Genomic DNA, 19,760 nt, shown 5'->3' on the forward strand with positions numbered 1-19,760 from the left:
TATTTACTGAGGAAGATGACTATCCAATGCTTTATTGGCTCTTTTTATCGCCAGCCGCTCTTTCCATGCCATATATTTCTCCCTGAAATTACCCTTCATAAAGTCGTCAAATTTACGCTGTATCGTTAAGTTGTACAGGCTTCTTGCTTTTACTGCCCATGATTTATCCCATGCCCGCAGACTGATAGAAAAGGAGCCGTCGAGATATTTCATCCAGTGCCAGTAGCCTGTTGGCATAAAAAGGGTATCACCATGTTCCAGGTATGCTTCGATACCTTTTACACCTTTCAATGCCGGGAACTTATCAAAATCAGGATTTTCGACATCATAGTCTTCGAGAGCATAAGTTGCGTAGGGGATCCGATACAGCCTTTCTTTCCATTTATTTTCAAACAGGATCACATGTTTTCTGCCATTGAAATGCGTATGGAAAATATGTGCCATGTCAATATCGTAATGCAGGAAGGTCACAGAGCCTTTTCCGCCGAAGAACATGTTTGGATAACTATCCAGAAAGCCGCCCATCAGGTTTTTGGGAGCGATATAATCATCCAGCAGTTTTGGCGCCTGTTTAATAGGGTCAAAAAGAAATATGCGGAGGTCGGTAGGCTTGCTTTTTATGAGGTCTATATAATCTCCGAATTTCATATTGGCTGCAGATGCATTAATAGGCTTAGAGGGATCCGCTTTGGAACTGTCATATAGCGGCACCATCCGGTCGCCAACAACAGTTTTCATATAATCCATCGACCATTTTTCATACGCAGGCCAGTTTTTAGCCATATTCTTTATAACAAGCGGCCTGCGGGTTCTGAGATAGTTCTTCTCAAAATCTTCTTTAGAAATGTCATCAACGCAATCAATCTGAGATAATTCAAACTTCATGTTAATATAATGTTAAATCATGTAAAATTAGATAAAAATAGATATAGCAATCAACACCCCTTTTGAGAAATCAAAAATTCTGACAATAAAAAAACACAGCTATTTTAGCTGTGTTTTTTTATTACTTAGGTATGTTGTTCTAACTAGTTCGGCATTAAAACCGTGTCAATTACATGTATAACACCATTCTTTTGCATTACGTTTGCAATTGTTACCGTAGCTGTTCCACCTTTCTCATCAGTCAGGACTAACTTATCGCCTTCCATTGCAGCCCAAAGTTTTCCACCTGACACTGTAGTGAGTTCTGCTTTACCATTCCCAGCTTTAATCGCTTTTGCAATAGTTTTAGCGTCCATTTTACCTGCAACTACATGGTAAGTAAGGATTTTTGTTAACGTAGCTTTGTTTTCTGGTTTCACCAATGTTTCAACAGTACCGGCAGGTAATTTGTCGAACGCTGCATTTGTAGGTGCGAAAACCGTAAATGGTCCTTTGCTTTTCAAAGTCTCTACCAGGCCTGCAGCTTTAACAGCGGCAACCAGTGTAGTGTGATCTTTAGAATTTACTGCGTTGTCAACAATGTCTTTTGTAGGGTACATTTCGGCACCGCCAACCATTGGATTTTTCTGAGCGTAAACGTTTGTTGTGAATGCCATTGCTACTACAGCAATCAAAGGCAAGAATAATCTTTTCATAATCGATATTTGTTTTATGGGAAAAGATACGTGGAATAATTGCGCTTGGTTTTTTAAAGTGTAACCAACAGTTATACTGATATTTAACCCTCTTCTTCTTCGTTAATCAGAAATAATTCAGAGGCAATATAGTCGGCAAAAAGCTTACCTTCCTGTGTAAGTATGAGCAAATCTTCCTGATGTTGCAGCCAGTTTTTCTGTATAAAAGACCTGCTGTTTTTTAGTGTTTCAGCAAGAAATACTTTGCCGAAATCACTTTCAATTTTCTTTAAATCTGTTCCCCACATGGTGCGCAGGGAGGTCATGACATACTCATTAAAACGGTCGTATATATCTAACTCCTCTATCGTTTCAGGGAGTTTACCTTCGGCAATCTGGCTCATGTACCTGGCATTATTAGCGACATTGAGATATCTGGTGCTGCTGTTAAAACCGTGGGCAGATGGTCCGATCCCCAGATAGGGGATGCCGCGCCAGTAATTGGTATTGTGAACAGCATGCCTGCCGGGCAAACTGAAATTTGATATCTCATAATGGTCGAAGCCTGCTGCAGCAGATTTTTCAATGAGCGAAATAAACTGGGCGGCACTTTGTTCGTCATTCACAGGAATTTGTTTACCCTTTTTTATGGCGGCAGCCAGTGCGGTTCTAGGTTCTACGGTAAGAGAGTAGGCAGATAAATGCGGAACCTGCAAGTCAATCGCTTTATTAATATTGCTGTGCCATTTTTCATCCGTCAGTAAAGGGTAGCCATAGATCAGGTCAATACTGAGGTTTTCGAAGCCGGCATCCTGGCTTCGTTTGATACAGGTATCGGCCTCAGTGGCATTGTGTGCCCTGTTCATCCAGATCAGGTCTTCATTATAGAAAGACTGTACGCCGATGCTGAAGCGGTTTACAGGTAGCTGGCGCAGCTCTGCAATTTTTTTGGCATCGAGGTCGTCTGGATTGGTCTCTATCGTAATTTCTGCATCCGAGGCGATGGAGAAATGCGTGATCAGGGTGTTAAATATTTTCTCAAAAGACTTCTGGGGCAGGATGGAGGGAGTGCCACCACCAAAATAAATGCTGCCTACCTGATCGGTGATTCTGTCTTTTTTAATGATGATCTCCTTACATATCGCATCAGTCATCTCTTCTGTAAACTGCAGGGAAGTGCTGAAATGGAAGTCGCAGTAGTTGCAGGCTTGTTTGCAGAAGGGGACGTGGATGTAAATTCCGGACATGCGGCAAAGGTAAGCGCAATTCGGGATTCTTTTATCGTATTTTCGTAAGATGAAGAAAGGAATTTTTGCTTTAGCATGCCTGCTCCTGTGTCTGGCCACTCAGCTAACAGCGGGGGCACAATCCTTAAAGATCGTGATCATCCGTCATGGAGAAAAACAGGAAAAATTGGAAAACCTGAATTGTGCGGGTCTCAACCGGTCATTAAAACTTGTGAATGTATTGTACAAAAAAATTGGTGTTCCCAATACGATCTATGTGCCTTCCCTGGGCAATGGTAGCAAGACCACTCATTCCAGAATGTTCCAGACCATCAGCCCTTTTGCTTCGGTACATAATTCGACTATCAACAGTAAATACAGCGGTACTGATTTCGACAGCATCATGAAAGATCTGGAAAAACAACAAGGCACTGTACTTTTTGTTTGGGACCACGATAATATAGCCGGCCTTGTAAAGGCACTGGGAATAAAAGGAAAGCTTGTCTGGAATGGTGCCGACTACGATTCTATATGGATGGTCACAGGAAAAAAGAAAAACAGAGTATTGCAGCGGGACAAAGAAGGGATCGTTCCTTCGAAGAACTGCGGCAGCTGGTAAAGCATTTTGCTCCATTGGTGATATTGTAAACAATATTATCTTAAATTTGCAGTAATGCAATCCTTTCCAGTGATCAGCTCCATATATAAAAACCTTCTGCTAACTATACTTCTGTTTTGCGGACTGGGCTTTCATGTAGTCGCTCAGGATGTATCTGTCGCGGGTGACACTGTTGTAAAACAAAAATATTACAAGCCCAGGGTTGTCCGGGATTCTGCATTCCTGGCCAGGCAAAAGTTCGTGACCGATTCTATCATGACACATACCTGGATTCTGCCCGACTCCCTGATCAACCGCCATATACTAATAGACAGCATTGTAAAAGCCAATGTTTTTGAGAAGCTTGATCTAGAGGCCTGGTTTAAGAAATATGGCAAGTATAAAAAAGAGAATAAATTCAGGACCGGAAACCCCATGCCCAAAGGAAAAACCTGGGTGCTGGGCTTCATCTGTCTGTTGCTCGTTGTGTTTGCAATTCTGCGCATTTCCTTTTCCAAACAACTGCAGAATATCATCCAGTCATTTTACAGCAACCGCGGTTTAAACAACCTCAATAAAGAGGATAACCTGTTCAGCTCCTGGCCTTTTCTATTCCTGTTTATCCAGTTTGGCTTTACTATAGGCATGTTCTTTTACCTGGTGGCACAGTACTACCAGCTGGCTTACGTGCATCAGGGTTTCCGTTTCTTTGCAAGCATCTCCGTATTGATTGTGGTACTGTATGCTTTTAAGATCGTGCTGCTGCGTCTGCTGGGGCATTTGTTTAATATTCAGAAAGCAGTCAGTGAATATGTCTCTATATTATATTTAAGTTATTTTAATATCTCATTAATATTTATCCCGGTGGTGGTGGCCTTTGCTTTATCACCTTTGAAATATGGTATCTATTACATAGTTATCTCTTTCATATTACTGGCGATAACATTCACGTTTCAATTTATAAGGGCCGGGGTAAATATTTTATCTCATTATCGGTTTTCAAAATTCTATTTATTTATGTACTTTTGTGCCCTCGAAATATGCCCTATTTTGATATTAATCAAGGCAATAGGATTACAGCTGTAACTAGTTAAAATGCAAGAAATGACAGAAGATAGGTTGCGTAAAGTAAAAAGTATACTGATAACTTTGCCAAAACCCGAAACAGAAAAATCGCCTTATTTTGATTTGGCAAAGAAATACAACCTGAAGGTTGATTTCAGATCCTTTATTCACGTGGAAGGCATTCCTGCACGGGATTTCAGAAAAGATAAGATCACGCTGAGTGATTATACTGCTGTAGTTTTTACCAGCAGAAATGCGGTAGACCATTTTTTCAGGATTAGTGAGGAAATGAGGTACGAAGTGCCCGCAGATCTGAAATACTTTTGTATCTCAGAATCCACCGCGCTCTACCTGCAAAAATATATTCAGTACCGTAAGCGTAAGATATTTTTTGGTAAGCAGACCGCTGCGGATCTGGCAGAGGTACTCAAGAAACATTCGGGGGAGAAATTCCTGTACCCATGTTCTGATGTAGCTACTGAAGATACCATGAATTTCCTGCAGAAGAACGGTTATGATCTTACTCCGGCAGTGTTATTTAAAACTGTAGTGAGCGATCTGTCAGACCTGGCGGATGTTACTTATGATGTGATTGCGTTCTTCAGTCCTTCAAGTATCCAGTCGCTCTATACGAATTTCCCTGATTTTCAACAAAATAACACAAGGCTGGCAGCATTTGGTGTAAATACACATAAAGCTGTGACAGATAAAAACCTGATTGTAGATATTGCTGCACCATCTCCTGAGTCGCCTTCGATGATCATGGCAATTGAGAATTATATCAAAAAATCTAACAAGTAACACGGAGTTGTTGCTTCATTTCCCCACAGTGGGGAATCTAAAAATATTGCATTTTCTTAAAAAAAAATCATAGGCAAGTCGTTAACAAAAGGGTAACGGCTTGCCTATTTTGCGTTTAGGAGAGATTTTTCTATGCAAATAGTTGTTTATGTCAAGGATAATCTATAAAATTGTGTAAAATTGCTCAACGGCTTATGAGGAAAATTTACACGCTTGGTTTTATAATGATCGCAATACTTGTCTCCAGTTGCGGAAAAGGTGGGCAGGGAGAACTTGTAGGCGTATATAACCGGAAATTCAATAATAAGAAAATGCCACGCGGAATGGTTTACATTCCCCAGGGTAAAACGCTGATCGGAATGTCTGATGAGGATATCAACAATTCTCAGACTGCTCCCAGCAAAATGACCTCCTTCAGTGCATTCTATATGGATGAGACTGAGATCACAAATGCCGAATACAGGCAGTTTGTGAACTGGGTAAGAGATTCAGTAGCCCTGACTACTTTAGGTCCGGGTGCGGCAGCAGCATATTTCATCAATGCGAAAACAACACCGGGCGGTGCCAGTCTTTCTTCGCAGAAAAATATCAACTGGAAAAAAGTGGGTAACGGTTCCGGACTATGGAGCAACAAGAGCGGTGGTTTAAACGCGAAGTTACAGGACATGTACTACAGTGGTGATGATGCTTTGCCGGGTCGTTCAGAACTGGATGTAAGAAAATTCAGGTATGCCTACAGTTTTGTAAACCTTGATCTTGCCGAAGCCGGAAGAAAAGACCCTACAAAAAAACGTAAAGATTTTATCGAGAGCTATGTAGACTCTCCTGATCCAAATAACCCTAACCAGTTTCCTTCTGTCAGTGTATATCCTGACACGATGGTCTGGAAAATAGATTATTCGTATTCACAGAATGATCCGATGGTGAAATCGTATTTCAATCACCCTTCTTATGATAATTATCCTGTAGTAGGTGTATCATGGGAGCAGGCAAATGCCTTCTGCCACTGGCGTACCCGTTTGTATGAGCCGGTTGCTGCGCAGAGAAAGCTGCCGATCAGTTCACGTCCTGAGTACAGGTTGCCTACTGATGCTGAATTTGAATATGCAGCAAGAGGTGGTAATTCTAAAACCAAATACCCATGGGGTGGTCCTTATGTAAGGAATACAAAAGGCTGTATGCAGGCTAACTTCAAAGTGGGCAGAGGAAACTATGCCGACGACGGGGGGTTGTATACCGTGAATGTAAGATCTTATTTCCCTAATGACTACGGATTGTACAATATGGCCGGTAACGTTTCTGAGTGGACAGTTACTGCTTATAACAACTCTGCCTCGCCATTATTGCTGGATTTCAACCCTAACTTCACCTACGTGGCCAAGGGATCTGACAGCAAATACATGAAACGTAAAGTCGTAAGAGGCGGTTCATGGAAAGACATAGGTTTCTTCCTCCAAAACTCTGTAGGTACATATGAGTACCAGGATCAGGCAAGGTCTTACATCGGTTTCAGATGCGTTTCTTCGTTCGCCGGAACGGACATCAATTTCAAGAATTAAAACCTTATTCTAAAAATTCTCGTAAAAACTTATACATCAACATTTATCTTATTTAAAACATGGCAGCAAAAAAGAAGTTTGATTGGTTACACGTAGCTATATCATGGGGTGCAAGTATCGTTATCATTGGAGCATTATTCAAAATCCTTCACCTTGGAGGTATTTGGGGAAATTATATGATCGGTATCGGTCTTGGTGTAGAAGCATTTTTGTTCTTCCTTACAGGATTTTTTCCACCAGCACCAGAACCAGCATGGGATAGAGTATACCCTGAATTGAATGAAGATTTTAGCGGAGAATTACCAACTGTTTCGGCAAGACCGGTTGCTGCAGCTCCTGCTACAGGATTTTCATCTACTGCAGCATTGGACAAAATGCTGGGAGATGCCAAGATCGGACCAGAGCTGATCGAAAGTTTGGGTAATGGCCTTCGTACTTTTGGCGATAAGGTTGCTGCAATTTCTACTGTAGCCGATGCTTCATCTGCAACAACCGAATATACAGGTAAGGTAAAACAGGCTTCTGCAAGTTTTGACAACCTGAATGCTTCTTTCAGCAAAGCTACTGCTCAGCTGGCAGAGTTGGGTGAAACCAGCACAGATGCCAAAGCATACCACGAACAGGTAACTAACCTGGCAAAGAACCTTTCTTCATTAAATGCAGTGTATGAACTGGAATTACAGGATTCAAGTGCACATCTGAAATCGATGAATAAATTTTATCAGAACTTATCCCTTACCATGAACAACTTCAACGAATCTATGGAAGATTCGAAACAGTTCAAGGAAGAGGTGGGTAAACTGGCTAAAAATCTGTCTTCACTTAATGCGATCTATGGCAATATGCTGACAGCAATGAACCAGCCTCGTACCTAGTTACAGATAATTAATTATTTAACTTAACCAGAGAGAGCTTATATAATGGCCGGAGGAAAAGAATCAGCAAGGCAGAAGATGATCAATATCATGTATTTGGTATTGTTGGCTATGCTTGCGCTAAACGTATCTGATACGATATTGAACGCATTCAAGAATATCAATGATAGTCTTGAATCTTCAAGAACCAATGTAAATACAAGCATTGACCAGCTCTTTACAGCTTTCCAGAATACAAAGCTGAAAGAAGAGCCGGCAAGGGCACAGCCTATTTGGGAAAAAGCAAATCAGGCGAAAAAATATGCGGATGACCTGAATGCATATGTGCAACAGATCAAGCAACAGTTCAGTACTGCTGGTGGCGGATTGAGCGATGAAACGGGCGACCTTGTTGAAAGGGGTAACCTCGATATTGCTCAGGGAATCATGATCAACCAGAAAGAAGGGGAAAAGCTGAAAGCGAAGATCAATGAAACAAGAGAGAAACTAATTGCTTTACTGGAGCCTCAGGACCGCAAAAGCGTTTCCTTCTCACTGGAAGCTAAAGATGCCGATAAAAATGTTAACGGTAAAAAGCTTTGGGAAGACATCAACTTTGGTGAAGGAACTCCATTAACAGCTGCAAACACAGTGCTGACCAAGATCCAGGCGGATACAAAAAATGCTGAAGCCGAGATCGTAAAGAAATTATTCGGAAATATGGATAAATCTTTGGTTAATCTGGATCAGTTTGCTGCGGTAGCAGTAGCACCAAGTTCTTATATTATCCAGGGTCAGCCTTATGCTGCACAGGTATTCCTAACTGCCAGTGACTCCAAATCAAGTCCGGAGATTACTGTTAATGGAAGCAAATTAACTACTAAAGACGGCAAGGGAACTTATACAGGTGGTACAAACTCTGTAGGTGTGTTCAAATGGGCAGGTGTGATCCGTGTGAAACAAACTGACGGTCAGGTAAAAGAATACAGAACGCCGGAACAAACATACCAGGTGGCTAAGCCATCGGCGACGGTGTCACCGGATAAGATGAACGTAATTTACGCAGGTATACCTAACCCATTCTCGGTATCTGCTGCAGGTTTTCCTTTGGAAAGCGTAAGAGCGAGTATGCCGGGAGGATCTATCACGGGTTCTAATGGTAAGTTCTCTGTGAAAGTTGGTGCAGACCAGGTGGGCAAAACATTGAATATCTCTGTATCGGCAAGCAACGCCGGTAAAACTCTTAACCTGGGTTCTCAGGCATTCAGGGTGAAAGCACTTCCAACGCCTAAAGCATTTATCAAGGGTAAGTCCGGCGGTAATGTAGACCTGGAATGGCTGTCGAGATCCAACGCTATCGAAACCCAGCTGGATGATTTCGTCTTTGATATTACCTACAAGGTGATCAGATTCAATACGACATTTATCAACCCAAGATCGGATGCTGTTACGTTAGCAAACCCGGGTGGTTCTTTTGGCGGACAAGTTAAAGGTGCCCTCAACTCAATTAAACCAGGTGCAACGGTTATCTTTAAGGATATTGTTGTTGAAGGCCCTGATGGCAGACAAAAAAGCCTGGATGCAATAACATTTATAGCTAAATAAATAGATGATGAAACAAGTTCTGTACACTGTTATCCTGCTGTTATTTGGAACAGCATCTTTTGCGCAGACACCGGCTACACCGGTTAGTGCCCCTGTTCTTAAAAAGACCAAGATCAAGACACCACCTAAAGACGGTTTTTATGCCAGAAAAGATGTGGATAGTAGTGTGATGGTCCCTTTTGCGGATGTTAGAGAAGAAGATGTGTTTTACTCAAAACGTATCTGGCGCGAGATCGACCTGCGTGATACCATCAACTCAGTACTGAAATCAGAAACTTCAAAACTGATTGAAATCCTGATGGATGCTGTCGCCAATGAAGAACTGACAGTGTATTCTCCAAAAGATACCACTGCAGGAAAATTACTGGAAGATAATGACTCTTTCAAGATTGCCTTATCTGCACAGGAAGCACTGACAGGCGCAAGGGGAACTTCTGAAGGAGATCCTGATGCAAATGGTAAAGTTGGCGCCCCGGTGCTGAAAAGACTGAGACCAGATGAGTTCCTGAAATACAGAATTAAGGAAGACTGGATTTTTGATGCCAAAAGATCTGTTTTTGAACCACGTATCATCGGTATTGCACCAATGAAAATGGTAGAAGGCAACTGGCAGCCGGTTTTCTGGATCTATTATGATGAAGCCAGACCATTGCTGAGCAAGTCTAAACTGGTAAATCCAGCCAATGATGCATCGGTACTTACTTATGACGACTTCTTTGTCAGACGTTTGTTCTCCAGCAACATTGTGAAGGAAACGAATCCTGCTAACAAGACGATCATCGAGATTCTTAACCAGACTGATCCAAAGGATCCGAGAAAGTTATATGAGTCTGACCGTATCAAGAAAAGCATGTCAGATTACGAACAGAGTCTCTGGGAGTACTAATCAAATGATATTAAAATGAAAGCCCGCTGCCATTGGTAGCGGGCTTTCATTTTATGATGCGTTTTTGGCTGCGAAAAAGGCCATCAGTGTTTTTACCTGCGCCTTGTTCAATACCTTTTCCAATTCCTCTAAGCCGGATTCCCTGATCTTCTTTACGGATTTAAAATGACGCAGCAGCTTGTCGGCCGTGGTTTTCCCGATGCCCGGAATAGATTCAAGCTCTGTCTTCAAGGTGCCCTGATCCCTTTTTTTCCTGTGGAAAGTGATTCCAAAACGGTGTGCTTCATCGCGCAGCTGCTGGATGACTTTGAGGGTTTCCGACTTCTTGTCCAGGTGTAATGGATAGCTGTCGCCCGGGTAGTATAATTCTTCGAGACGTTTCGCAATACCAATAACAGTTACCCGCTTGTCAATACCCAGTTTCTTCAGGCTGCTCACCGCAGAAGATAACTGCCCCTTACCGCCGTCAATGATGATCAGCTGAGGCAAACTATCTCCTTCGTCCATCATGCGCTTATATCGCCTGTATACAGCTTCTTCCATGGTCGCAAAGTCATTAGGACCTTCAACGGTTTTCACGTTGAAATGCCTGTAGTCTTTTTTCGAGGGTTTGGCATCCTTAAATACCACGATGGCAGAAACAGGGTAGGCACCCTGGAAGTTGGAGTTATCAAAACATTCGATATGTACCGGCAGCTGTGTGAGCATGAGGTCCTTCTGCATCTGCGTCAGGATGCGCTCAGAACGCAGGTCGGGATTCAGTTTCTCGTACTGGTTCAGCTTTTCACGTCTGAAAAATAAAACGTTTTTATGGGAAAGATCAAGCAGGTTCTTCTTCTCTCCGAGTTTGGGAACCGTAAATTTCAGGTCCTCGTCTGACAGTGTAATCTGAAAAGGCACAATCACCTCCCTGGATGTACTGCTGAATTTTGTTCTGAATTCTGTAATGGCAATCGTGAGCAGTTCCTCATCAGATTCATCAAGACGTTTCTTGATCTCTATGGTCTGCGTCTGAATGATGCTGCCATTCATAATCTTCAGGTAGTTTACAAAGGCATATCTCTCATCAGATGCAATATTGACTACATCCACGTTAGTGATAGAGCTGTTCACCACGGTAGATTTGCTCTGGTATTTCTCCAGCACCAGCAGCTTTTTCTGGTACTGATGGGCGTATTCAAAGTTGAGGTCTGCCACAGCATTTTTGATGATCTGCTTCACATCCCTGATGACATTCCCGATCTTTCCATTGAGGATATCCTTGATCTCTTCGATGTTCTGATCATAGTCAATGCGCGACTGGTAAGCCTGGCAGGGGCCTTTACAATTCCCGATCTGGTATTCCAGGCACACTTTAAACTTGCCGCTGTCGATGTTCTCTTCCGTTAGCGGAAGGTTGCAGGTACGGAGCGGATAAGTTTCTTTGATCAGGTCCAGAATCGTATGCATCATGCCTACAGAAGCATAGGGGCCAAAGTAGGTGGATCCGTCCTTGATCTTATTCCTTGTCCAGTAGATGCGCGGGAAGGCTTCCTTTTTGATAATAATCCAGGGATAGGTTTTATCATCCTTCAGCATGATATTATACCTTGGCTGATGTTTTTTGATCAGGCTGTTTTCCAGTAGCCAGGCATCGATTTCACTGTCAACAATGGTAAAAGTGATCTTACGGATTTTTGACACCAGCACCCTGGTTTTCCCATTCATCTGAGTGTCCTGATTGAAATACGAACCAACGCGGTTGCGCAGATCTTTGGCCTTACCGATATAAATCAGCGTGTCCTCCTGATCCCAGTACTGGTATACGCCAGGATTATGCGGAATATCCGCTAATGCTTTTCTGTAATCAAAACTGCTCATTTAAAACCCTAACTTCTGGTCAAGTGCTGTGGTATCTGTTTGCTGCTGCTGATACTGATTGCAATCATAAGTGATAGAAACCCCGTTTTTAGGCATTTCAAAATCACCTTTGCTTACTTTCAACTTTGAGTTTGCATAGACCTTTTTGAAGAAACCTCCAAAAATTGGCATTGCAGTCTTCGCACCTTCACCCTGGTAAGTATTGATAAAGTGAAATGCACGGTCTTCGCAACCTGTCCATACACCCGCAACCAGGTCTGGCGTGATACCAACAAACCATCCGTCGGAGTTGTTTTGTGTGGTACCCGTTTTTCCTCCGATAGGAGTAGTGATGCCATATTTACTGATCAGCGGATAGCCGAAGCCTGTTTTTACCACTCCGATCAGCATACGTGTCATCACATAGGCCACTTCCTCATTCATTGCCGGGTGTTTCTGAGGAGTTTGTGAGAACAATACCACCCCGTTTTTATCTTCAATTCTCAGGATGTAGGTAGGCTGTGTCCATACCCCTTTGTTGGCAAATACACTGTAGGCACCTACCATATCAAAAACAGACGCATCAAAAGTACCCAGTGCAATAGATGGGTAGGCAGGTACATTTGAGGTAATCCCCATTTTTTTTGCCAGCGTAGCTACCGCAGTTGGTCCTACCTGTTTCATCAGGTAAGCGGCGATAAAGTTTTGCGAATAGGCCAGCGCCTTTTGTAAAGTCAGGTATCCCGGCAGCGTACCTCCCGATTTAGGCGTCCACGGCGCACTTCCCGGTACCTCGATGGTCACCGGTTCGTTGAGCACCTGATAGCAGGGCGAGTATCCGTTTTCAATCGCTACAGAATAGGTGAAAGGCTTTGCCGTTGAACCTACCTGCCTTGTTCCCATTTTCACCTGGTCATATTTAAAATGCTCATAGTTGATACCACCCACCCAGGCTTTAACATAACCTGTTTTCGGGTCCATCGCCATCATGGCATTTCTCAGTAATAACTTATAATATTTTACCGAATCTATCGGTTTCATCAGCGTATCAATATCACCCTTCCAGGTAAAGATGCTCATCTCGGTTGGCGTATTGAAGTCGGTTTTGATCTCCTCGTCAGACTTCCCTTCCAGCTGTAAAGCTTTATAGCGGTCAGATCTTTTGATCCCCTGATCAATCTGCAGCTGTTTGTCCTTGAATGGGTCTTTGCCCTTCCAGCTTTTCAGGAATTGTGCCTGTAACAGTTTCATGGCATCTTTCTGAGCATCTTCAGCATACACCTGCATGTCATAGTTGATGGTCGTAATCACGCGGAGTCCGTCCCTGTCCAGATCGTAAGGCGTTCCGTCTGCCTTCATGATCGAACGCTCCAGGAAGATCCTTTTGATATCATTTTTCAGGACAGCCCTGAAGTATGGTGCTATACCGTCATTTACCGTTGCTGCGCTGAAGTGCAGAGCCAGAGGTTTTTCCCTTTCCTCATCAAATTGCTGCTGCGTAAGCATATCCTCCTTCACCATATTCGCCATTACCGTATTACGGCGGGCCAGAGAGCGCTCCGGATTACGGGTAGGAGAGTAACGGGTGATTCCTTTTTGCAGGCCTACCAGCGTGGCAGCCTGCGGCACTGTCAGCTGATCAGGGGTAGTGTTAAAGTAAACCCTTGCCGCCGATTTAATTCCATAAGCCTGGTTACCAAAGTCTACCGTGTTCAGGTACATCGTGATAATCTCTTCCTTCGTGTAGTTACGTTCCAGTTTTACCGCGACAATCCATTCCTGGAACTTCTGCATCAGCCTTTTGAAGAAATTGCGCTGACGTCCTTCTTCGGAGAACAGGTTTAGTGCCAGCTGCTGTGTGATGGTACTTGCACCCTGCTTTTTACCGATAAGGTTATAGAATATGATTGTGAATGTACGTTTAAAGTCGATCCCCGAGTGTTCTTTGAAACGTGTATCCTCAGTAGATATCAGCGCATTGATCACATTAGGGGAGATCTGAGCATAAGTTACGTTAGAGCGGTTCTGTACAAAGTAAGTACCCAGAACCCTTTTATCCTCTGTCAGGATTTCAGATGCCTGGTTGCTTTTTGGGTGTTCAATATCCCTGAACGAAGGCAGAGCGCCGAATAATCCGAATCCAATTGCAACGATGAATAACGAAAATATAACAAGTGCTCCGATTAAAAGCTTCCAGAGGGTGAGGTTATATGATTTTATCTCTGCAGCTGAAATATTCTTGGTCATTTTTGATAGGTGTTATTGTAGAAATCTAAGTATTTAGTTACAAGATCTTTACTCTGGAGTTTATCGAAGTTTTCCTTACTAATAATAAAGCTGGAATATATTCCGGCCGGGACTTTCATAATCTGCTTCAATTGTGGAGTTATTCCATCAGCGTAACTTTTTGCTTCTGCAAAACTACTAAAGTTCCCAACATATATCAGTTGGTCATTGTCAAATTCTGTTAATTGGTGCCTTAGTCCGGAGCCCGGGTAGTTACCCCTGTTGAACTGGCCGATACCGAAACGTGAAGAACTGAGCCTTAAACTGGCATCCTCCACGTCGATCACGTAATAATAAACCGCAGATTCCGCAGTACTGAAAATCTGGCTTGCCGGCACGGGTGCGACCGGAACCGGAACCGCGGCTTTTGGTTCTTCCTTTATGATCACCTCTGCAGTTTTAACCTCCGGTTTTGGAGCTTCGGTTGCAGGTACGGGTTTTTGCGGCACTGGCTGCGAGGGCAGGGGTTCGGAAACAAAGAACTGTGGCTCATTCGTGTCAAAATCCGGAAGTGCCACCTTCCTATTGTTAAATTCCTCCCGATGTGCAGCGATGTAGGCCAGATGACTTTGCACCAGGGGCACGATCACCTTATCCATAGGATAGGCCGTTGTAATTTCCGTAAAGGCATCCACCAGGCTGTCCACCGGCTGTGTCCTGCCGATAGCGATGGCCTTCAGGTAACTCAGCTGTGGATTGACCATACTATTCGGATATTGCGCAATAGAACTGTTGGCAGCAGTAATGACCTGTGGAAACGCTTTCCGTTCGTATTGCCCAAATACCTCATTGTATAAGCTCAGCACCCTGGCTTCCATTTCCGATTGTTTCACAGAATACTGCGGATCGAGAATAGTTTTTGCGTAAACGCTTGTTGGGAATTGCTCAAGGACCAGTTTTTTGTATTTGTCTGAACTCCCCGTATTACTTTCTTTATAGCCCAGATATAAACTGTAATAGATTGATGCCAGTCGATTGTTCTCCGGAAAGCGGGTCAGGATCAGCTGGTATATTCTCAGCGCCTCTGCCTGGTCTTCCAGTTCCTGCTGATAAAAGTTAGCCATTTCATAATAGGCATCAATGATCTGCTGGTTGGATACGGCCAGTTGTGCTGCGGTCAGCGGGAGAGCAGAAAGGTATCTGTTAACAGAAGTGTCAGCACCATTGCCTCCGGCTTCTGCGTTTACAGGGAGTTTGCCGCCATTTTCCACCTTCACAATACTTTCTGTAGTGGCCTGTGCAGAAGACTTCAGACTCTGGCGCCAGTCGTCCTCCAGTTTCCTGTTTCCCCATCTCGTCGTGAAATCGGCACTGCCTCTGCTCATAGCAGCACTGTTGCTGAAATAAAAGGAAGAGTTTCCGCTAAAAGCAGAGCTGCCAGGCCTCGTCGGCGCCTGGTTGGCAGCAGCAAAAGGATCTTCTTTGAAGCTTCCGTTGTCGGTTGCTGCCGGTTTTGCCCGATCTGTAATCTGTTTGATCCTTGTCAGGCGTTCTGCTTCAGGTAATTTAGCCAGCAACTGCAAAGTATCCTGAAAAGCAATAGCTTCATAGCGTTTGCTGATATATTCCAGATTCTCACTTTTTTTCAGGATCTGCTCATAACCGGGATAGCTTTTAGGCAGGGTCGTAACCGTACTGTCGTAATAGTCCTTAGCCTTGAGAAAGTTTCTGAACTCCTTAAAATTCAAATCAGCGAGCCTCAGATAGGAAATTCCCTTCTGAAAATTATTCCTGTTGCTGTTGCGGATAGATAACTTATAATATTTCTCGGCACCTGTAAAATCGCTGTCATCTGCATAACTCTCTGCGATATGGTAATAGATCTGATCAATATATTCCAGATTCTTATCATCCCGCAACAATGCCGTCAACTGCTTCTTCCTGTTCAGGCGTTCTCCGTTCAGCATGCCTGTGAGCCTGATCCTGTTCAGGTTTGCATTGAAATACAATTCAAAAGCCGCATTGCTTTTCTGTACATGCAGGTAATGAGCCAGTGCTTCCTGATAATCCTTCTGCCGTTCATACAGCTGGGCAAGGATATAGGTCCAGCGGATGCGGTTACGTTTTAGCGGACTCAGCTTCACAGCGTTGGTCAGTAATAAAATGGCGTCATTGTAGCGGCCCTGGTAAATATACATCTGAGCAATTGTTGCCAGCGGTTCAGATTTATGATTTTTGATATCCGGGAGGTCCCTGTAAACCGTGTCCAGGATCAGCGCAGCATCCTTCAGATTGTCCAGCTGCATGAGGCTCCGGGCTTTCCAGTTGAGGGCACTTTGCCTGATATCAGGATTCTCTATATAAGTTTTGGCCGTATAATCGAAGTATTCTTCAGCTACAAAATAATTGGTTTTGTAATACTGTGCCCTTCCCATCAGGATATAAGCTTCATCAATATAGTTACTGAAGGCTTTATCCTCCACGATTGTCTGCGCCTTGGTGATGATCTTGTCCAGGTCCCTCTCGTTCACAGGAACATTGGCTACAGTACTGTAGCTGAATTTTTCCGGAACAGTATAAACCGGGAGGATCTCATTGTAATTGTCTTTATAAGTTTCGTACAGCTGTTCTTCGTAGTTGTCGAGGATCAGATTGGAGTTGTAGATATAGTTATATCTGGCAGTGAGGTTTTGCATTCCCCTGCTCATTGCTGTATCTTTAGGAGTGCCACAGGCTGCCAGCAGACACAGTCCTGTAAGCGCAAAAATTAATCTGATGTTGCTGTAAGCTGTATTCTTCAAGAGACAGAATTGGTTCATTACAAATGTAGCAGAATATGACAAAAGTATTTTATTCAAACTATTATTCTAAGTAAATTAATTTAAATTTTAAGTTTGCATAACCTATGAATAATAACCGGAGAGGAAAAAACACAACAAACTTTGTTAAATATACCGGTATGGGCTTCCAGATGCTGGCTGTAATTGGTCTGTTTGCCTTTGCGGGATATAAAATAGATACGTACCGGAATAGTGATAAGTTCATCTTCATGGCAATTTTAGGATTGATAGGTGTAATTATTTCACTTTACCAGGTTGTGCGACAACTGAATAGTAAAGATTAACAAATGGATTCATCCGCTATTTTTATACTTTTGTAAAAAAAAGAGATTTGAGTTTAGCCAAATTTACCATTTACTACCTCCTTTATACGTTATTCCTTGCCGGGATCGCGTATGCATTGCCCCATATATTTCCGCACACCACTTTACTTGTAAAAAAGTTCTGGCTGGTATTCTGCTTCCTCGGGGGGCTCACCTATATTGCTTACCTGACTGCCTTTTTTGGCATTAAAATGGATCCGCAGGCCGGCGTAATGGCGATTATGGGCTCGATAGTTTTGAAAATGATATTTTCTTTAGCTTTCGTGCTGATTTACAGCCTCAACAGCGCTGAGAAGGGTATAGTTTTCGCGCTTAACTTTTTTTCTTTATATTTATTGTTCAGCTTCTTTGAAATATACTCCCTGTTATGTAACTTGCGCCACCAAAATAAATAGTAAAAATCTGCCAGTAAATGGATTGTAGCCACGTTTTTGATTTTAAAGTAAGTAGGTTAATTGTTGTTTTCACGCTTTTTTTAGCGTTTTTCTTTGTAACACCCCTGTTATATGCGCAGGAGGACACTTTGAAGACAACTGAAGCCGCTCATGCCGAACCAGAGGCAGAGAAAAAGTTTAACCTGGGTAAGTTTGCTCTGCATCACGTTGCTGATTCGCATAGCTGGCATGTATTCGGTGACTACACAATTGGTCTGCCGGTTATCCTTTATACCCCATCAGGATTAGTATTCTTCAATGCAAGCGAATTTCATCATGATGAAGAAGCTAAGGTTGTAGTAGAAAGAGCCGGTCAGCGTTTTGTGATGGCTCATGATAAGATCTATTATGCCTCCGAAAGAGCCAATGAACATGGCGCCTATGCAGAACACGATGATGCAGGTCATGTCAAAAATGCCCGTCCTTTAGATTTCTCTATCACAAAAAATGTTTGTACCCTGTTTCTTTCTGTAGTATTGCTTCTTGCGGTATTCCTTAAAGTAGCCAACGGATATAAAGTGAGGAACGGTAAAGCTCCGAAAGGATTGCAGTCATGGTTTGAGCCTATTATCATGTTTGTTCGTGATGATATTGCTAAGCCTAACTTAGGTCATAAATACGAGCGTTTCATGCCTTACCTGTTAACCGTGTTTTTCTTTATCTGGTTTAACAATATGCTGGGTCTGATTCCTTTCCTTCCGGGAGGAGCCAACTTAACAGGGAATATTTCCATCACCGTAGTGCTGGCGACGATCACCTTCCTGCTGGTAAACTTCAATGGTAATAAATACTACTGGAAACACATCTTTACACCTGATGTACCATGGTGGTTATACATTGTCCTGGTACCGGTAGAGATCATTGGTATCTTCACCAAGCCTATCGCATTGGCGATACGTTTATTTGCCAACATCACTGCAGGCCACATCCTGGTACTTGCACTGATCGGACTGATCTTCGTATTCAACTCTGTATTTGTTTCCTTCGTGTCTGTTCCGTTTGCCTTGTTTATCTACGGAATAGAATTGCTGGTTGCATTTATACAGGCATTTATCTTTACCATATTATCTGCACTGTTCATTGGAATGGCTGTAGAAGAACACCATTAATTAGAATTTTTAACAACAATTAATATATATAATCATGATTACAGGAAGTATTGCTGCAATTGGTGCTGGATTAGCTGCTATCGGCGCTGGTATGGGTATCGGAAAAATCGGTAGCTCAGCTATGGAAGGTATTGCCCGTCAACCGGAAGCAGCCTCTAAAATTCAAACTGCGATGTTGATCGCTGCTGCATTCGTTGAGGCAGTTGCTCTTTTCGCGGTAGTAGTTGCATTAGTGTAACGAAAAATGGTATTGTACTTTGTAGGATTGCTACAAAGTACAATCTATTGTTTAAGAAAGAAGATTTACATATATATACTTAGATGGAATTATTATTACCGGAAATTGGTTTAGTTGTTTTTCAGACAATAGCATTTCTATTGTTGATGTTCGTTTTAGCTAAATTTGCATGGAAGCCTATTTTAGCTTCGATCAAAGAACGCGAGCATACTATCGATGAAGCTTTAAACCAGGCTGAACTGGCTAAACAGGAAATGGTGCGTCTGGCTGCCCAGAATGAAGAAACCATGAAACAGGCTCGTGCAGAAAGAGACCTGATCCTGAAAGAAGCAAAAACATTAAAAGATTCTATTGTTAACGAAGCTAAACAACAGGCACATACTGAAGGTGCCAAGTTGATTGAAAAAGCTAAAATAGAAATCGAGAACCAAAAGAAAGCTGCTCTGGCTGAATTGAAAAATCAGGTTTCAACATTATCTATCGACATCGCTGAGCGCGTTTTACGTGAGCAGTTAGCTGATAAAGCTAAGCAACAGGAATTAGTTGCAGGTCTGTTGAAAGATGTTGAGTTGAACTAATTCTAGCCTCATAAAATAAT

18 protein-coding genes are annotated in these 19,760 nt (G+C 42.8%); 12 read left to right on the forward strand and 6 right to left on the reverse strand.

The genetic code is table 11. From position 1 onward, the window contains the following. Positions 1 to 3: 3 nt before the first annotated feature. The 3 genes from OQY15_RS06825 to hemW all read right to left on the reverse strand — a co-directional run bounded on the left by OQY15_RS06825 (position 4) and on the right by hemW (position 2,806). On the reverse strand, positions 4 to 885 hold the full coding sequence (locus tag OQY15_RS06825) for a cupin-like domain-containing protein (RefSeq protein WP_265789332.1): 882 nt from the start codon (positions 883 to 885) through the stop codon (positions 4 to 6). Between the two features lie 143 nt (positions 886 to 1,028). After that, complete coding sequence (locus OQY15_RS06830) at positions 1,029 to 1,580, reverse strand: fasciclin domain-containing protein (RefSeq protein ID WP_265789334.1); 552 nt, start codon at positions 1,578 to 1,580, stop codon at positions 1,029 to 1,031. An 83-nt stretch (positions 1,581 to 1,663) separates the two neighbouring features. Further along, a complete protein-coding gene (hemW, locus tag OQY15_RS06835) occupies positions 1,664 to 2,806 on the reverse strand; it encodes a radical SAM family heme chaperone HemW (protein WP_265789336.1) in 1,143 nt (380 codons plus the stop codon). A gap of 49 nt (positions 2,807 to 2,855) precedes the next feature. Between hemW and OQY15_RS06840 the strand changes: the two genes are divergently transcribed. The 7 genes from OQY15_RS06840 (at position 2,856) to gldN (ending at position 10,153) form a co-directional block, all read left to right on the forward strand. Next, the gene (locus OQY15_RS06840) at positions 2,856 to 3,404 is read left to right on the forward strand and encodes a histidine phosphatase family protein (protein WP_265789338.1); all 549 of its coding nucleotides are present in this window, start codon (positions 2,856 to 2,858) and stop codon (positions 3,402 to 3,404) included. Between the two features lie 54 nt (positions 3,405 to 3,458). Then, positions 3,459 to 4,469: a DUF4271 domain-containing protein gene (locus OQY15_RS06845; protein WP_265789340.1), complete on the forward strand. Its 1,011-nt coding sequence runs from the start codon at positions 3,459 to 3,461 to the stop codon at positions 4,467 to 4,469. A 9-nt stretch (positions 4,470 to 4,478) separates the two neighbouring features. Next, positions 4,479 to 5,249, forward strand: a complete 771-nt coding sequence (locus tag OQY15_RS06850) for a uroporphyrinogen-III synthase (protein WP_265789342.1) — start codon at positions 4,479 to 4,481, stop codon at positions 5,247 to 5,249. Between the two features lie 224 nt (positions 5,250 to 5,473). Further along, positions 5,474 to 6,808 (forward strand): SUMF1/EgtB/PvdO family nonheme iron enzyme, encoded by a 1,335-nt coding sequence (locus OQY15_RS06855; protein ID WP_322973305.1) that lies wholly within the window; start codon positions 5,474 to 5,476, stop codon positions 6,806 to 6,808. 59 nt (positions 6,809 to 6,867) lie between these two features. Further along, complete coding sequence (gldL, locus tag OQY15_RS06860; protein ID WP_265789346.1) at positions 6,868 to 7,683, forward strand: gliding motility protein GldL; 816 nt, start codon at positions 6,868 to 6,870, stop codon at positions 7,681 to 7,683. Positions 7,684 to 7,728: 45 nt separating this feature from the next. Beyond that, positions 7,729 to 9,267, forward strand: coding sequence for a gliding motility protein GldM (gene gldM, locus OQY15_RS06865; RefSeq protein WP_265789348.1), 1,539 nt, complete (start codon positions 7,729 to 7,731; stop codon positions 9,265 to 9,267). Positions 9,268 to 9,271: 4 nt separating this feature from the next. Next, on the forward strand, positions 9,272 to 10,153 hold the full coding sequence (gene gldN, locus OQY15_RS06870) for a gliding motility protein GldN (RefSeq protein WP_265789351.1): 882 nt from the start codon (positions 9,272 to 9,274) through the stop codon (positions 10,151 to 10,153). Between the two features lie 51 nt (positions 10,154 to 10,204). Here the strand turns inward: gldN and uvrC are convergent, their stop codons facing one another. From uvrC to OQY15_RS06885, 3 genes are read right to left on the reverse strand one after another with little or no spacing between them, the layout of a single operon-like run. Continuing rightward, complete coding sequence (uvrC, locus tag OQY15_RS06875) at positions 10,205 to 12,013, reverse strand: excinuclease ABC subunit UvrC (protein ID WP_265789353.1); 1,809 nt, start codon at positions 12,011 to 12,013, stop codon at positions 10,205 to 10,207. Then, complete coding sequence (locus OQY15_RS06880) at positions 12,014 to 14,239, reverse strand: transglycosylase domain-containing protein (RefSeq protein ID WP_265789356.1); 2,226 nt, start codon at positions 14,237 to 14,239, stop codon at positions 12,014 to 12,016. It abuts the gene before it with no gap. After that, a complete protein-coding gene (locus OQY15_RS06885) occupies positions 14,236 to 17,019 on the reverse strand; it encodes a tetratricopeptide repeat protein (protein ID WP_265789358.1) in 2,784 nt (927 codons plus the stop codon). The genes OQY15_RS06880 and OQY15_RS06885 overlap by 4 nt, the downstream gene beginning before the upstream one ends. Before the next feature lie 104 nt (positions 17,020 to 17,123). Between OQY15_RS06885 and OQY15_RS06890 the strand changes: the two genes are divergently transcribed. From OQY15_RS06890 to atpF, 5 genes are all read left to right on the forward strand, one after another. Next, positions 17,124 to 17,342, forward strand: coding sequence for an AtpZ/AtpI family protein (locus OQY15_RS06890; protein ID WP_265789360.1), 219 nt, complete (start codon positions 17,124 to 17,126; stop codon positions 17,340 to 17,342). Between the two features lie 47 nt (positions 17,343 to 17,389). Beyond that, complete coding sequence (locus OQY15_RS06895; protein ID WP_265789362.1) at positions 17,390 to 17,776, forward strand: hypothetical protein; 387 nt, start codon at positions 17,390 to 17,392, stop codon at positions 17,774 to 17,776. 128 nt (positions 17,777 to 17,904) lie between these two features. Next, a complete protein-coding gene (atpB, locus tag OQY15_RS06900; RefSeq protein ID WP_322973306.1) occupies positions 17,905 to 18,924 on the forward strand; it encodes a F0F1 ATP synthase subunit A in 1,020 nt (339 codons plus the stop codon). Between the two features lie 37 nt (positions 18,925 to 18,961). Next, positions 18,962 to 19,162, forward strand: coding sequence for an ATP synthase F0 subunit C (atpE, locus tag OQY15_RS06905; RefSeq protein WP_090555667.1), 201 nt, complete (start codon positions 18,962 to 18,964; stop codon positions 19,160 to 19,162). 83 nt (positions 19,163 to 19,245) lie between these two features. Beyond that, positions 19,246 to 19,740, forward strand: a complete 495-nt coding sequence (gene atpF / locus OQY15_RS06910) for a F0F1 ATP synthase subunit B (protein WP_265789375.1) — start codon at positions 19,246 to 19,248, stop codon at positions 19,738 to 19,740. Positions 19,741 to 19,760: the final 20 nt, after the last annotated feature.

Origin of the sequence: Pedobacter sp. MC2016-15 (assembly GCF_026239695.1) — a bacterium.
GTDB lineage: Bacteria > Bacteroidota > Bacteroidia > Sphingobacteriales > Sphingobacteriaceae > Pedobacter.

Coding starts and splice junctions, on each gene's coding strand:
- OQY15_RS06825 (WP_265789332.1), bottom strand. CDS start 885: ATGAAGTTTGAATTATCTCAGATTGATTGCGTTGATGACATTTCTAAA.
- OQY15_RS06830 (WP_265789334.1), bottom strand. CDS start 1,580: ATGAAAAGATTATTCTTGCCTTTGATTGCTGTAGTAGCAATGGCATTC.
- hemW (WP_265789336.1), bottom strand. CDS start 2,806: ATGTCCGGAATTTACATCCACGTCCCCTTCTGCAAACAAGCCTGCAAC.
- OQY15_RS06840 (WP_265789338.1), top strand. CDS start 2,856: ATGAAGAAAGGAATTTTTGCTTTAGCATGCCTGCTCCTGTGTCTGGCC.
- OQY15_RS06845 (WP_265789340.1), top strand. CDS start 3,459: ATGCAATCCTTTCCAGTGATCAGCTCCATATATAAAAACCTTCTGCTA.
- OQY15_RS06850 (WP_265789342.1), top strand. CDS start 4,479: ATGCAAGAAATGACAGAAGATAGGTTGCGTAAAGTAAAAAGTATACTG.
- OQY15_RS06855 (WP_322973305.1), top strand. CDS start 5,474: ATGATCGCAATACTTGTCTCCAGTTGCGGAAAAGGTGGGCAGGGAGAA.
- gldL (WP_265789346.1), top strand. CDS start 6,868: ATGGCAGCAAAAAAGAAGTTTGATTGGTTACACGTAGCTATATCATGG.
- gldM (WP_265789348.1), top strand. CDS start 7,729: ATGGCCGGAGGAAAAGAATCAGCAAGGCAGAAGATGATCAATATCATG.
- gldN (WP_265789351.1), top strand. CDS start 9,272: ATGATGAAACAAGTTCTGTACACTGTTATCCTGCTGTTATTTGGAACA.
- uvrC (WP_265789353.1), bottom strand. CDS start 12,013: ATGAGCAGTTTTGATTACAGAAAAGCATTAGCGGATATTCCGCATAAT.
- OQY15_RS06880 (WP_265789356.1), bottom strand. CDS start 14,239: ATGACCAAGAATATTTCAGCTGCAGAGATAAAATCATATAACCTCACC.
- OQY15_RS06890 (WP_265789360.1), top strand. CDS start 17,124: ATGAATAATAACCGGAGAGGAAAAAACACAACAAACTTTGTTAAATAT.
- atpF (WP_265789375.1), top strand. CDS start 19,246: ATGGAATTATTATTACCGGAAATTGGTTTAGTTGTTTTTCAGACAATA.